The sequence below is a fragment of the Hydrotalea sandarakina genome (genome assembly GCF_003254115.1).
GTDB lineage: Bacteria > Bacteroidota > Bacteroidia > Chitinophagales > Chitinophagaceae > Hydrotalea > Hydrotalea sandarakina.
Map to the genome: position 1 here is coordinate 591622 of NZ_QKZV01000001.1, position 14091 is coordinate 605712.

At 33.1% G+C, this 14091-nt stretch carries 12 protein-coding genes, 2 tRNA genes and 1 other RNA gene; 6 read left to right on the forward strand and 9 right to left on the reverse strand.

Annotated elements, in window-relative coordinates; translation table 11 throughout:
* Window positions 1-16 precede the first annotated feature (16 nt).
* Window positions 17-364, forward strand: coding sequence for an anti-sigma factor (locus LX80_RS02620; RefSeq protein ID WP_111293459.1), 348 nt, complete (start codon window positions 17-19; stop codon window positions 362-364).
* Window positions 365-387: 23 nt separating this feature from the next.
* Here LX80_RS02620 and ssrA read toward each other — a convergent pair.
* From ssrA to LX80_RS02640, 4 genes are all read right to left on the reverse strand, one after another.
* Window positions 388-761, reverse strand: a transfer-messenger RNA (tmRNA) gene (gene ssrA, locus LX80_RS02625).
* Between the two features lie 62 nt (window positions 762-823).
* Complete coding sequence (gene rseP, locus LX80_RS02630) at window positions 824-2185, reverse strand: RIP metalloprotease RseP (protein WP_111293460.1); 1362 nt, start codon at window positions 2183-2185, stop codon at window positions 824-826.
* A gap of 71 nt (window positions 2186-2256) precedes the next feature.
* Window positions 2257-3417, reverse strand: coding sequence for a 1-deoxy-D-xylulose-5-phosphate reductoisomerase (locus LX80_RS02635; RefSeq protein WP_111293461.1), 1161 nt, complete (start codon window positions 3415-3417; stop codon window positions 2257-2259).
* A gap of 115 nt (window positions 3418-3532) precedes the next feature.
* Window positions 3533-5026 carry a GH3 auxin-responsive promoter family protein gene (locus LX80_RS02640; protein ID WP_111293462.1) on the reverse strand — a complete coding sequence of 498 codons (1494 nt, stop codon included), beginning with the start codon at window positions 5024-5026 and terminating at the stop codon, window positions 3533-3535.
* A gap of 192 nt (window positions 5027-5218) precedes the next feature.
* On the opposite strand from LX80_RS02640, the gene rplU reads away from it, so the two are divergent.
* From rplU to LX80_RS02660, 4 genes are all read left to right on the forward strand, one after another.
* Window positions 5219-5524: a 50S ribosomal protein L21 gene (gene rplU / locus LX80_RS02645; protein WP_111293463.1), complete on the forward strand. Its 306-nt coding sequence runs from the start codon at window positions 5219-5221 to the stop codon at window positions 5522-5524.
* A gap of 62 nt (window positions 5525-5586) precedes the next feature.
* On the forward strand, window positions 5587-5853 hold the full coding sequence (rpmA, locus tag LX80_RS02650) for a 50S ribosomal protein L27 (protein ID WP_111293464.1): 267 nt from the start codon (window positions 5587-5589) through the stop codon (window positions 5851-5853).
* A 68-nt stretch (window positions 5854-5921) separates the two neighbouring features.
* The gene (locus tag LX80_RS02655) at window positions 5922-6218 is read left to right on the forward strand and encodes a histone (protein ID WP_111293465.1); all 297 of its coding nucleotides are present in this window, start codon (window positions 5922-5924) and stop codon (window positions 6216-6218) included.
* Window positions 6219-6314: 96 nt separating this feature from the next.
* The gene (locus LX80_RS02660; protein ID WP_111293560.1) at window positions 6315-7997 is read left to right on the forward strand and encodes a DNA polymerase/3'-5' exonuclease PolX; all 1683 of its coding nucleotides are present in this window, start codon (window positions 6315-6317) and stop codon (window positions 7995-7997) included.
* Here LX80_RS02660 and LX80_RS02665 read toward each other — a convergent pair.
* Together LX80_RS02665 and mazG are read right to left on the reverse strand one after the other, a co-directional pair.
* Entirely contained in the window at window positions 7994-11752 is a 3759-nt protein-coding gene (locus LX80_RS02665) for a sensor histidine kinase (RefSeq protein WP_111293466.1), read from the reverse strand. The genes LX80_RS02660 and LX80_RS02665 overlap by 4 nt on opposite strands.
* Window positions 11752-12531, reverse strand: a complete 780-nt coding sequence (mazG, locus tag LX80_RS02670; RefSeq protein WP_111293467.1) for a nucleoside triphosphate pyrophosphohydrolase — start codon at window positions 12529-12531, stop codon at window positions 11752-11754. Before mazG ends, LX80_RS02665 begins: the two co-directional genes overlap by 1 nt.
* 146 nt (window positions 12532-12677) lie before the next feature.
* On the opposite strand from mazG, the gene LX80_RS02675 reads away from it, so the two are divergent.
* Window positions 12678-13508, forward strand: a complete 831-nt coding sequence (locus LX80_RS02675; RefSeq protein WP_111293468.1) for a hypothetical protein — start codon at window positions 12678-12680, stop codon at window positions 13506-13508.
* A 55-nt stretch (window positions 13509-13563) separates the two neighbouring features.
* On the opposite strand, the gene LX80_RS02680 is transcribed toward LX80_RS02675, so the two are convergent.
* The 3 genes from LX80_RS02680 to LX80_RS02690 all read right to left on the reverse strand — a co-directional run bounded on the left by LX80_RS02680 (window position 13564) and on the right by LX80_RS02690 (window position 14051).
* Window positions 13564-13649, reverse strand: a tRNA-Leu gene (locus LX80_RS02680).
* Window positions 13650-13694: 45 nt separating this feature from the next.
* Window positions 13695-13767: transfer RNA gene (locus LX80_RS02685), tRNA-Gly, on the reverse strand.
* 80 nt (window positions 13768-13847) lie between these two features.
* Window positions 13848-14051, reverse strand: coding sequence for a hypothetical protein (locus tag LX80_RS02690; protein ID WP_111293469.1), 204 nt, complete (start codon window positions 14049-14051; stop codon window positions 13848-13850).
* Window positions 14052-14091 lie beyond the last annotated feature (40 nt).

Here is a 14091-nt window from a genome sequence, read left to right on the forward strand (position 1 = left end):
AGCAGTTAGCATGTTAATGAATAAACATACAAAATTTTTAATTTCTGAAGAAACTATCCTACATTATTTGGATGGTTCATTATCGGAAGAAGCAATGCATGCTTTTGAAGAAGAAATGGAAACTTCCTCATTTTTAAAAGATGCTGTAGAAGGATTAGAAAATTTTTCAGACAAGCAAGCTTTACGTGCAGCAGTTAAACAGTTGCATGAACAATTACGGCAACGAACTCAAAAGAAACGTAAACAACGTTGGATATTATTCCAACAACACCAACTTCAAAACATTATTATTGCTATTGCCATTTTATTATTGATAATAGTGGGCATTTTCGTTGTACACTATGCCCGCCAAAAAGGATTATAATATATATATATAACAATTTTAATATGTGGACCTGAGGAGACTCGAACTCCTGTCCAAACATATTTACCATAAGTCTTCTACATGCTTATTTCATTATTCATTGTCGGCACTCAACAGGAAATGAACAAACCAATTGAGTACTTAGCTGTATTTGTCTTTTGCAGTAGTCACAGCCTTCCACTACAGCATCCTGTATTTTTTCTGAGTCGGCGGCGGCACCTGGTAACAGGAAAACCTGTGCGGCGGCCCAAATGACTGACTAATTACTAATTAGGCAGCCATGGCATACTGTGTATTGCCATTTATAGTTTGAGTATTCAGATTTAAGTGCTAATTACCCAACGCACTGCATGCTTACACTTACCGTAACCTATGCTGTCAAAACCAGTACAGGCCCAAAGTATAATTATCAAAGAACTGAATGAACTGCAAAATTAACTTTAATCATTTAAAGATGAATCAATGACGGAAAATGCGAAGAAAATCTAATCCTAACGCATAAGCCATTAAACTGAGTAACAAAACCATGCCAACCATTTGTGCATACTCCATAAACTTATCACTTGGTTTTCGGCCGGTGACCATTTCTACCAGTGTAAACAAGGCGTGTCCCCCATCTAAAGCAGGAATTGGCAAAACATTCATAAATGCCAAAATGATAGAAAAAATGGCAGTTAAAGTCCAAAATGACTGCCAATCCCATACACCCGGAAATATGCCGCCAATAGAAATAACACTTCCCAATGAATCGTTTACTTTAACTTCTTTAGAAGTGAATAATAGTTTTAAGTTGCTGATATAATTCACCAAAGTACTGTAACATTTTTTTACCCCTTCAGGAATGGCTTGTATAAAGGAATAATGAATTTGTACGGTTCCCAAAACCTGATCGGGTGACTGAAAGCCTATGCCACTTTTCATTTTAGCGTTGTTAATTACAAAGGCCGAAATGGTATCATGCCCGTTCCGTAAAAAAGTATATTGAACGGAGTCTTTATCTTTTAAATTTTTTAATACTTGGTAAGCATCATTATTATATGCTACAGGAATATGCTGAATGGCAATTAATTGGTCACCTTTTTTAAGTGGTACAGTTGAAGTGATTTGCGTTCCGGGCAACACAGTATCAACGAACAAAGGTGTACGCACATAAGTAAATCCACCTAATTTGTTTTTATTAAGCTGCTCAATAAAACCGGGCGGAATGTTTAAAACAGTGTCTTTCCCATTACGTTCTATAGTAATATTTTTGGCTTGGTTTAAAATAATCATCGACCCCACAGTTCCAACTTTTTCAACAGGTATACCTGCTACAGCTACAATTTTATCACCATTCTGCATTCCGATTCGCTTTCCTAAACTGTCAACATATACACCGTATTTCAAATTTTGTGCAGGTATATATTTTTCACCCCAGGTATACATGATACCAATAAAAATTACAATGGCTAATAGTATATTAACGGTTACACCACCCAACATTATAATAAGACGTTGCCAAGCCGGCTTAGCACGAAATTCGTATGGTTCCGGGGGCTTCTTCATTTGTTCCTTATCCATACTTTCATCAATCATGCCGGCTATTTTTACGTAGCCGCCAAATGGAATCCACCCCACCCCATATTCCGTTTCACCAATTTTCTTCTTCCATAAACTAAACCATGGATTGAAAAAAAGATAGAATTTTTCGACACGACATTTAAACCACCTTGCCGGTAAAAAGTGCCCCAATTCATGTAAAATGACTAGTATAGAAAATGACAGAATAAACTGGCCAGCTTTAATACCCACTACTCCCCAATCGATTGCTAAAACACTCATTCAAAAAATTATTTAGTTGATTTTATAATTGTTTAGGAAACTAAAAAAATTCAGGGTTCTACTTTTATCAATTATAATTGAATTAAAGATGCCGCGAAATTACGGGCTTCAGCATCACTTTCAAAGTATTCATTTAAAGTAGGTTGTTCAATAAATGTTATTTTATTCATGGTTTGTTCAATCATTTCGGTAATATCTAAAAAACCAATTCTGTTGCGTAAAAATGCGTAAACAGCAATTTCATTGGCAGCATTCATTACACAAGGTAAATTACCCCCTTTATATAAAGCTTCGGTAGCTAATGCTAAATTTCTAAAAGTACGCATGTCTGGTTCTTCGAATTGAAGTGTTGAAGTCTTTTTAAAATCGAAACGCGGAAACTGATTGGGTATTCGTTTCGGGAAACCAAGTGCATATTGAATGGGTAATTTCATATCGGGTAGCCCCATCTGTGCCTTTATGCTTCCATCTTCAAACTGAACCATACTGTGTATAATGCTTTGCGGATGTATTACCACCTGAATTTGTGAAGCATGTAGATTAAAAAGCCATTTAGCCTCAATCATTTCCAAGCCTTTATTCATTAAAGTGGCAGAGTCAATACTAATTTTTGCACCCATTGACCAATTGGGGTGTTGCAATGCATGTTCTTTCTTTACATTTACCAAGAAATTAGGTTTTTTACCAAGAAATGGCCCCCCACTGGCGGTAAGGATTATTTTTTCAATAGGATTGTTGGTTTCTCCAATCAAGCACTGAAAAATAGCAGAGTGTTCACTATCAACAGGTATAATTGGAACTTTATGTTTTAATGCTTCCTGCATAATTATATCACCTGCTACAACTAAGGTTTCTTTATTGGCCAATGCAATGGCTTTGTTATGCTGTATGGCCGTTAATGTTGGTTTTAAGCCGGCATAACCAACTATTGCAGCAAGCATCATATCATAACAATTCATGGCAGCCACTTCTTCCAAAGCTTTTTCGCCGGCAAATACCTTAACGTGTGTATGAGCTAAAGCTTCTTTAACGGTAGCATATTTGCGTTCATCCGCAATCACCACACAATTGGGATTAAATTGAAGGGCTTGTTGCACCAATAGTACATCATTGGTTTGTGCAGTTAATATTTCAACAGAAAATTTATCAGTATTGGCTGCAATTACCTCCAATGCCTGTTTACCAATAGAACCCGTTGAACCAAATAAGGCAATTCGTTTTTGTTTTATCATGGGAATGATGAATTATTTCTACCGATAAAAGTTACAAAATAAGCTTTTTAGTAAAACATAGCCATATTTCAGGTATGAAAACTTGAAATATAACAAAATTAAATTCGAATAAATTTTATTTAGTATATTTCTCTAACGCATCGGCAATTACTCTGTCATTGCTTAAACGGGGCACTTTATTTTGTGAACCTAATTTTCCAATTGAACGCATATAATCAATAAAAGCGTTTTTTTGCAATGGCTTTATAGTTAAAGTTTGTAAAATATTTCCGCTAATTAAATCGTCGTAATATACATTTTTGGAACGTAAATAATTATCTACTTTTAAAGCAAATGCACTAAGATTAGCAGGCTCATTTTCAAATTCAATATACCATTCGTGAAAACTTTTACCTTTACCTTGTGCAATATTAGGGGCAACGGTAAATTCAGTTATTTTAATTTGCTCTTCATTGGCAGCCTTCATTAATGCGTATTCAACTTCCTCGCCAATTACATGTTCTCCAAATGCAGAAATAAAATGTTTAATACGGCCGGTAACTAAAATTTTATAAGGATTGGTGCTGATAAACTTAACTGTATCGCCAATATTGTATGCCCATAAACCTGCATTGCTACTAATGATAAGCGCATAGTTCTCTCCCACTTTTACATCGGCAAGTGTTAACCTTGTAGGTTTTTCATTAAAAATTTCATTAGCCGGAACAAATTCAAAAAATATTCCACTATTCGTATTCAACAATAGTCCCGGCTCATGAGGGTTGTCCTGAAATGCAAAAAAACCTTCACTGGCAGGAAATAGTTCTAAACAATCAATCTCTTTTCCAATACTTTTATAAATTTTTTGTTTATATGGTTCAAAATTTACCCCACCTTGTACCATTAAACTAAAATTGGGAAATATTTCTGCTATGGGTTTACCAGTTTTCTCAATCAATCTATCAAAATACATTTGCATCCATGGTGGAATACCACTAATCAGGGTCATGTTTTCATGAATGGTTTCTTCTACAATTTTATCGAGTTTGGTTTCCCAATCTTCAATACAATTTGTTTCAAAACTGGGCATTTGGTTAGTACGTAAATACCTGGGTACATGATGATTGACAATACCACTAAGCCTTCCAGTAGGAATCCCCCCCACCCGTTCTAACTCCGGCGAACCACTTAAAAAAATCATTTTTCCTTGAGCAAAGGCAAAATTGCCCGACTCTGCCATATAATAAAGTAAGGCGTTCCTGGCTGTATTAATATGGTTAGGGATAGAATCTTTTGTGATAGGTATGTATTTAATACCGGAAGTAGTTCCACTTGTTTTGGCAAAGTATATGGGTTTACCTTTCCATAAAACATGCTGTTTACCTTGTTTTATTAGTTCAATGTAAGGTTTAAATTGTTCATAATCGCGTATGGGCACATTTTGAATAAAGTCGGCATGCGTTTTAATATTTTGCATTTGGTGGTCGTAGCCAAACCGGGTAGTTTTACCCACCTTTATTAAGTTTTTAAAAATTGTTTCCTGGTCGGAAACAGCAGTTTGCATACTTTTACGAATGGTTTTATGAATGTGAAAAGCAAAAGGACGAGCTAATAATGATTTTAAATCCATCGTATAATAATTAATTGCTTCAAATGAGGGTAAATAACTTATAAAACAACAAAAATAGTACTATACCGTGCCTTTCAGCCACTTATTACTTTAATTTTATGAAAAAAAGAGGGTAAAGAGTCAAATATTTTGAAAAATTTTGCAATTTTTAGCAATGAAGTATTACCTTTGCCGTCCTAATTTTGGATAGTTATGTTAGCAGTTGTAAAAATCGCAGGTCAACAATTTAAAGTACAAGCAGGAGATAGTTTGTATGTTCCCCGCTTATCCGCTAAAACCGGTGACAAAGTAGAATTTAAAGATGTGTTATTGGTTGATAATGCAGGCACGCTTTCTGTTGGTAATGCAGTAAATGCAGTAGTAAAAGCAGAAATTGTGAATGAATTAGTGCAAGGGGATAAAGTAATTGCTTTTAAAATGAAAAGAAGAAAAGGTTTTCGTAAAAAGCATGGACACCGTACACACTATACACAAATTAAAATTGAAAGTATTGCTTAATTGAATTAAAACAATTCAGCACTTATTCTGATTTTGTTTTATTTTAAAAATTTCAAAAAACTATGGCACACAAAAAAGGTGAAGGAAGTGTAAAAAATGGTCGCGACTCGAACAGTAAACGTTTGGGCGTAAAAATATTTGGCGGACAACCCGCTATTGCAGGCAATATCATTGTACGTCAACGCGGTACTAGTTACCATCCGGGTAAAAATGTTGGTTTAGGAAAAGACTTTACAATTTTTGCTTTAACTGATGGTGTTGTTGAATTTAAGAAATCAAAAAACAACAAAACCATTATTTCAGTTTTGCCAATTGAAGCTACTGCATAAAAAAAAATTTTGCAGTATCAGAATAGTTGCTAATTTTAGGTTATTAACTAACCATTAAATTTCAACTTATGGCAAAAGCTGTAAAAAAAGCTGCTCCTAAAAAAGCCGCTGCAAAAAAAGCCGCTCCTAAAAAAGCTGCTGCAAAAAAAGCCGCTCCTAAAAAAGCTGCTGCAAAAAAAGCTGCTCCTAAAAAAGCCGCTGCAAAAAAAGCCGCTCCTAAAAAAGCTGCTGCAAAAAAAGCTGCTCCTAAAAAAGCCGCTGCAAAAAAAGCCGCTCCTAAAAAAGCTGCTGCAAAAAAAGCCGCTCCTAAAAAAGCTGCTGCAAAAAAAGCTGCTCCTAAAAAAGCCGCTGCAAAAAAGAAGTAATCTTCGAAAAGAAGTAACAACTATGAAAGTCCCGATAATTCGGGACTTTTTTTTATGATAGTACACAAAACTTCCTCTAATTATAAATGCAATTATATGCTTGATAATTATGCTATTGCCGATAATTTTTCTTTGCTGTCTAAACTAATAGAAATACATGGTGAAAATAGTTTTAAAGCAAAGTCATATGCTACAGCAGCCTATATAATTGAAAAATTACCGGAACAACTTTCTGCATTACCTGAAGAAAAAATATCATCAATAAAAGGAATTGGCGATGCTATTGCATTAAAGATTAAAGAGCAATTGGCAACAGGAAATCTTAAAATTTTAAATGATTATTTGCAGAAAACTCCTGCAGGGGTTGTTGAGATGTTACATATTAAAGGTTTAGGTCCTAAGAAAATACACAGTATTTGGAAACAATTAGAAATTGAAAGCATAGGTGAATTGTTATATGCTTGCAATGAAAACCGATTAACGTTATTAAAAGGGTTTGGAGCGAAAACACAAGAAAGCATTAAAGAAAATATTGACTATTATTTAAACAACCAAGGGCATTACTTGTATCAACAAGCAGAAGCTTATATACAAGCTTTTCATTTAAAACTTACCACTACTTTTCAACAATACCGATTTGAATTAACTGGTGCATTTATCAGACAATTAGAAACTGTTGATGCAGCAGAATGGATAACCAATACTCCATCTTCAATACTAAAAACATTTTTCACTGCTAATAACTACAAAGTAGAAATTGAAAATGACGAACAACTTACTGTAAGAGGTAGCGAAAACATACAACTCATTTTTTATTTTGTAACAAATGAAAACTGGGGTTCAAAAGCATTTATACACAATAGCAGCTCAACTTTTATAAATGCATTTAAAACAGAATTTCAATGGATTGAAAATAAGGTTTTTGAAGATGAAGCTACTATTTTCCAAACTGCCGGTATTCCATTCATTCCTGCATGTAGAAGAGAAAATGCCAATATTATTACACATTACAAACTGCACAAAGATTTACCAAGCATAAAAGAAAATGATATAAAGGGAATTATACACTGCCATAGTAATTGGAGTGACGGCGTGCATACATTAGAACAAATGGCTAATGCTGCTATTAAAAAAGGACTGGAATACATGGTAATTAGCGATCACTCTAAATCAGCTTTTTATGCCAATGGCTTAACCGAAGAAAGGGTATTAGCACAACATGAAGCCATAGATGCATTAAATAAGCAGTTAGCACCTTTCAAAATTTTTAAGAGTATTGAAAGCGATATTTTAAATGATGGTGCACTCGATTATCCCAATGAAATTTTACAAAGATTTGATATAGTTATTGCATCTATACATTCCAATTTAAAAATGTCGGAAGAAAAGGCAATGACGCGCTTACTAAATGCCATTCAAAATCCATTTACAAGCATTTTAGGACACTTAACAGGAAGACTGTTATTAAGTAGAAAAGGCTATCCCGTTGATCACTCATTAATTATAGAAGCGTGTGCTAAAAACAATGTTGTGATAGAATTAAATGCGCATCCCAGAAGATTGGACATTGACTGGCGTTACATTGATCAGGCTTTGCAAAATAATGTATTGATTTCGATTGATCCTGATGCACATGCCATTGATGGTTTTGATGATTGTAAATACGGTATTTTGGTTGCTCAAAAAACATTATTAACCCCACAACAAAACTTAAGTAGTTTTTCATTGCAACAATTTGAAGCATTTGTTGCACAGCAGCATAAAAAAAGAAATATTTAATTGTTTTTTGCCCCAAAAGGTAGTTGTACATAAAACGTAGTGCCTATACCCTGCTTTGTAACAAACCATATTTTGCCATTTGCTTTTTCAACTATACCTCGGCAAATGGCCAAACCCAATCCGGTGCCTGAAGATTTGGTTGTAAAATTGGGTGAAAAGATTTTTTCGATAAACTCATCGGGAATACCGGATCCGTTATCGGTAACAGAAATTAAAATATTGTTGGCAACATTTGCTTGGTGAATATGTACAGTTGGATGTTCCATACCTTCTACCGCCTCAAATGCATTTTTAATTAAATTGGTAAATAAACGTTGCATTTGGGTTTTATCGGCATAAACACCATAATAACCCAATTCTTTTTTTAATGTTATGTTTACAGAAGTATCGGCACTATGTAATTGCACCAAGCTTTTCAAAACATCAGAAATATCAAAGTATTCCAATTGTACATTACCAATATTGGCAAACTGAGAAAAATCGCCCGCTATTTTTGAAAGTTGATCAATTTGTTCAATTAGTGTTTGGGTTACTCGGTTGGTTAAACTTGTCAGCTGTGTTGCATCATATTGTTTATCACTAATGGCCTTTTGCAAATATTGAATACTTAGTTTCATTGGTGTAAGCGGGTTTTTAATTTCATGCGCCACCTGTCTTGCCATTTCACGCCAAGCACCTTCTCTTTCACTTTTTGCTAAAGCATTTGCACTTTCATCTAACTGCCGTACCATTTTATTATATTCCTGAATTAAACTTCCTATTTCATCATTTCTGTTCCAAGTTAATTCTTCATTTTTCTTCCCCAACGAAATAGCTTTCATTTTGTTGGCAATTAAAGTAAATGAAGCGGTTATTTTATTGGTAACAATAAATGCAATAGCACCGGCCACCAAAAATATAAATGCATTTAGATTAATTAAGGTAGCAAGAAACCCGGAAATTTCTTGCTTCAATTCAGCTTGAGAATTCAAGTAAGGAATATTAAGGTAAGCATAAGTATTTCCTAATTCATCAACAATAGGAGTATAAACGCTTAAAAACTTTAACTTACCTATTGTTTCGTCTTGTTCAAAGCGAGATTTTTTAAGATGATGCAATTCAAAATAAGCAAATGGATTCATTTTATTATTTAACAAATGCTTATTGTAAATATAGGGTTGCGTTGACGCTTTTAAGTTTCCTGCTGCATCATAATAATTAATATCAACATTATGAGTTTCGGCAATTTCAATAATCTTTTTTTCACGAACACCGCCGGTTGTAAAATCATTTACATTAACAGCGTCGTCGAATACCATTTCGGCATTGATTTTATTTTGAATTTCGTTCGCAATTTGTTGAACGGATTTAAAAAGTTTATCCTCCTTATTTTTATTAAATCGATTAATGAAAAAAGAAATTGTTGCTGCACCAATTACAATAAATGAAAACAAACTAATGGCAATAATAATGAGATTAATTTGAGAACGAATATCTAATACAAATGAACTCTTTATTTCTTTCCATCTAAATCTTTTCAATAGCAGAAATTGTACAGTATGCAATAAAAATATTAAAAGCAAGAAGGAACAAAACAAATAAGCAAATAAAGTAAGCGATTCTAAAATCCATTCATTTTTGTGTACAATTAATACCTGCCTTCCATTTTCGGCATTATACCATAATTCGTTATAACCGTTTTTATTACTTACATTAAACTGAGCTAGGTTAATGAGTTTGGTATTTACCTGAGTTGGAAAATTATAATCATTGAAGCTACTGACCATTTTACCGTTGTTATAAACAGCATAAGCATAATTTCCATTAAGCTCATTTGAAAAATCATCTACTTGTGCAAATAGTTCGGGATATAAAGCTTCGCTTACATTTTTTTTAGGTACAACAATTACAAAAAAGTATCCAAGAACATTATTTTCAGGCGAAATAATATCTTTTTCAAACAAATAACCCAACCTATTCCCATTGGTAGTATAAGTGTACAAACCAGCAATTGAAGTAGGTTTTGCCCGTCGTAATACAATGGTGCGTATGGTAGCATAATTGGTTGTATCATCATTAAATAGTGGATGAAACAAACTATCAAATGTATAAATATGTGTTTCGTATTTATTTAAGTAACCGGAAAAGTTGCTACTTATAATACTGTCTTTCAAATATTTATTGGTAAAATCAGAATCTAAACGATCAAAGTTTTGTAACAAAAACTTGTCATCAAAATTCGTAATAGCAATATTTAATAAACTTTCACCGGAAGGGTCTGCTTGCGAAGCTAATTTTTCAGCTATTCGTTTTCTTTGTTCTAACTCAACTAACTTATTTTGATACATTACCATTGCTGCTACAGATGCAGCAAAAAACATAACCCAAAATATGAAAAAAGTAGTATTGTATAAAGGTTTAGTAAGATCTTGTTTTCGATAAAACAAAATAATTAAAAACAAAATCAGCCACCCTAAAACAATCATATTGGTAGTAGTATTGGCAACACCAATATTAAAACTGTTATATATTAATCCTTCAACAGCTATAATAAATAGTTGTATGTTCAGTGGAATTTTTTGTTGATAAACATTGCCTAATAATAATTGTGCTAAAGCAAAAAATGAAAGTGTGAGCAAACAAAGTATAACAAAACTTATTACAGTGTAAATATTTAAGCTGAAAAAATTAGATACATCAAATGATATTTTTGAGTCTAATACTAAACTTTTAATAATACCGGCAAAGAAAAAACAAATAGCACCTAAAATCAGCAACTGAATGTAAGCAACAATTTTAAATACTGATGGTTTAAAATGCAATTGAATATGTGCATGTAAATTGTTCTTGTAATAATTGATGAACCAAAATAAAATGATGACGTTTATTAACAAATCACCCAATGAAGGATGCAGACTATTAGAGGCATAAATAGCCGGATCAAATAAGGGTAATTGAGAAAAATTAAAAGGAAATGGAAAGAAATAACTTATTACCCGTAAAACGATTACCGAACAAAAAAGCAATATAAACCCTTGCAAAGGCTTTTTGTAAGCGGCCATTTCAACTGCTACTGCATTCAAAAAAAATAAAAGAAAAATGATACTTAATGTTCTTAGAATAACGGATAAGGCGTTGTAGGGTGAAAGTGTTTTACCGGGTTGCACTTCCAAATAACATAAAACTTTACCATTTACCCCATAAATAGGATAAGCATTCACCTCATTCGTTATTTCATATAGTTTTCCCAGACCTTCAAAACCATTAAAATCTGGTTGCAGATATTTGTTTTGAATGAAGTAAGCCTGATAAATTGGTATTAACCCCACCACCAGTACTGTTTTCCCATTCAAGGGTACATTTTTTTTTATTAATTCGAAATATCCGTTTTGATAGTTAAGAAAGAGATTGTTTTCAGTATGATATAAATCAGCATCATCAACATAATATTGATTGGTGTTCCAATAACTAAGAATTGGATGCTTTAAATCGTTATAAGTATATATAAAAAAACCAAAATTTTTGCTAAGAGGCTTGTATTCCGATGGCAATAATATACTGTCACTTAATAAGCTGCTTAATAATGTTTTATCATTTGCTAATATTGAGAAGTCTTTTTCACGCTCGGATAAATATTGTTGAATTTTTTCTTGTGTTTTAATTGGAGAAGTATAATAGGTAAAATAGTTAGAAAGAATATAAGAAAACGTAAACAACCATGCAGCTATAATCATTAAATAGCCATGACGATATGCTGCATGTTTTAAAGTACTCATCAAGATGGTTCGTTTTTAATTTGCATTTTAGCAATATTCCATAATTCATCCATTTCGGCAAGGGTTAAATTGGCTAACTGCAAATTTCTTTCAGCAGCCATATTTTCCATTAATTTAAACCTTTGAATAAATTTTTGATTGGTTTTTTCCAAAGCCGACTCTGCGTCTATGTTCAAAAATCGTGCAAGATTTACCCAACTAAACAATACATCACCCAATTCTTCTTCCACTTCTTTATTGCTATTAAATTGTATGGCTTGTTTTAATTCATTGGTTTCTTCACTAATTTTTTCCCATACTGATTCAATTTCATCCCACTCAAAACCAACCTGTTTTACTTTTTCTTGTATCCGTGTTGCTTTTGCCAAAGCAGGCATTGTTTTAGGTATTCCTGATAATACACTGGTTTTACCTTCTTTCAATTTTATTTGTTCCCAATTTTTCTTTACTTCTTCATCGTCTTTTACAGTAATATTCCCATACACATGCGGATGCCTTAAAATTAATTTTTCGCAAATACCTTCAATTACATCGTTTATTGTAAATGCATTGTTTTCAGCAGCTATTTTCGAATAAAAAACAATATGCAAAAGTAAGTCGCCTAATTCCTCTTTAATATCCTTCCAATTTTGGGCATCTAAAGCATCGCCTAATTCATAAGTTTCTTCAATTGTCATAGGTTTTAATGAAGCAAGGGTTTGCTTTTTATCCCAGGGACACTTTTCCCTTAACTCATCCATAATGGTAACTAGCTTTTTAAAATCCACATCTTTAGGCATAAAAAATTATTAAGGTAATGAAGTTATTTACGACAAAACAAGCATTAATGTTTCTAAAAGTACACAACAATTAGCTTTAACGTATGCTTATTGTTCAATTTTTTGCATTTGATTAATATAGAATTACATTTGAAATAAAAACATTCATGCGCTATATTAGTTTATTCTTTTTACTGTTTCTTGGCTCAGTTCTTCATGCACAGTATTATTATAATGATATAATAGCAGCTAAACAGAGCGCTCAAAATTACTTAATCATAAAAGCCCAAAAAATAAAAACTATTGAAGTTCGTAGCTATGATGACCATGGTGAGCAAGTAACATCATTCTCGCTGCAACAAGTATTTTCAAATAATTGGAATAAAATGGAATTGAGCACGCAGAATGCTACGGGTGAGAAATCATTATTAACCACATATTATAAAAACAATTTGGTTAGTAATACAATTGAACGCAGTAAACACATTGAAACGATAACCAACTATAGTTACGATGCACAAAACAGAATTATAAGTATTGAATCAATCAGTAAAGACAGTGCATATAAATATCAAAATACGGAAAAACATATTTGGCATTATGGCAGTAATAATGCGCCTGAAGAGATGATAAAAATAAGAAACGGCAAAGACACCACTTTGGTTAAATTTACCTATGATGAGCAAGGTAATGTGGCTGAAGAAAAATGGTTTAGAATGGGCAGATTAATTGAAACTTATTATTACTATTATGATGATAACCATTTAATTACCGACATTGTAAGGTATAATAGAAATGCAAAAAAACTTTTACCCGATTTTATGTTTGAATACAATGCACAAAAACAATTGAGCAGCATGACACAAGTGTCGGCAAATAGTAATGGATATTTGATTTGGCATTATATATACAATGCGGCAGGATTAAAAACAGAAGAAATTTGTAAAGACAAACAAAACCAACTGATAGCTAATTTCAAATACTTTTATCAGCAGTAATTGGAAAAGCATTAAAACAAAAAAAGTCGGGATAAATTTATCACCGACTTTTTTGTGCCCCAGGCGGGACTTGAACCCGCACGGCCGTTGCTGACCACAGGATTTTAAGTCCTGCGTGTCTACCAATTCCACCACCAGGGCTTCCAAAAAAAATTCCATCCAATGTAATGATGGAAATTTTTTTTGAGCGGAAGACCGGGCTCGAACCGGCCACCCCAACCTTGGCAAGGTTGTGCTCTACCAAATGAGCTACTTCCGCTTTTGTTTTGTTGAAGAACTAATTTATTGGGAGTGCAAATTTAGGTAACTAATTTTCCCAACAAAATTTTTTTGAAAAAATTATTTGTATTCGGGAGTGTATTTTGTGCTACCCTGAATTTCTACATCGGGTTTACCTTTGTAACGCTTTTGGTATAATTTATAACAACCGCCTAAAAAGAAAGCTACAATACAAAATACCTGTAAATAAAATATAAATCTTGAGGTGCTTACCCAATTGCGGGAAACATCTTTTTTTGCTTGTTGATTCATTTCGTTTGACATACTATTTTAAATTGCTTTGCAAAAATAAGGTACCTGCATT

Excerpts from the sequence above, each read along its gene's own strand:
- LX80_RS02620 (WP_111293459.1), top strand. The coding sequence starts at position 17 with ATGAATAAACATACAAAATTTTTAATTTCTGAAGAAACTATCCTACAT.
- LX80_RS02660 (WP_111293560.1), top strand. The coding sequence starts at position 6,315 with ATGCTTGATAATTATGCTATTGCCGATAATTTTTCTTTGCTGTCTAAA.
- LX80_RS02655 (WP_111293465.1), top strand. The coding sequence starts at position 5,922 with ATGGCAAAAGCTGTAAAAAAAGCTGCTCCTAAAAAAGCCGCTGCAAAA.
- LX80_RS02665 (WP_111293466.1), bottom strand. The coding sequence starts at position 11,752 with ATGAGTACTTTAAAACATGCAGCATATCGTCATGGCTATTTAATGATT.
- rpmA (WP_111293464.1), top strand. The coding sequence starts at position 5,587 with ATGGCACACAAAAAAGGTGAAGGAAGTGTAAAAAATGGTCGCGACTCG.
- mazG (WP_111293467.1), bottom strand. The coding sequence starts at position 12,531 with ATGCCTAAAGATGTGGATTTTAAAAAGCTAGTTACCATTATGGATGAG.
- LX80_RS02690 (WP_111293469.1), bottom strand. The coding sequence starts at position 14,051 with ATGTCAAACGAAATGAATCAACAAGCAAAAAAAGATGTTTCCCGCAAT.
- LX80_RS02635 (WP_111293461.1), bottom strand. The coding sequence starts at position 3,417 with ATGATAAAACAAAAACGAATTGCCTTATTTGGTTCAACGGGTTCTATT.
- LX80_RS02675 (WP_111293468.1), top strand. The coding sequence starts at position 12,678 with ATGCGCTATATTAGTTTATTCTTTTTACTGTTTCTTGGCTCAGTTCTT.
- LX80_RS02640 (WP_111293462.1), bottom strand. The coding sequence starts at position 5,026 with ATGGATTTAAAATCATTATTAGCTCGTCCTTTTGCTTTTCACATTCAT.
- rplU (WP_111293463.1), top strand. The coding sequence starts at position 5,219 with ATGTTAGCAGTTGTAAAAATCGCAGGTCAACAATTTAAAGTACAAGCA.
- rseP (WP_111293460.1), bottom strand. The coding sequence starts at position 2,185 with ATGAGTGTTTTAGCAATCGATTGGGGAGTAGTGGGTATTAAAGCTGGC.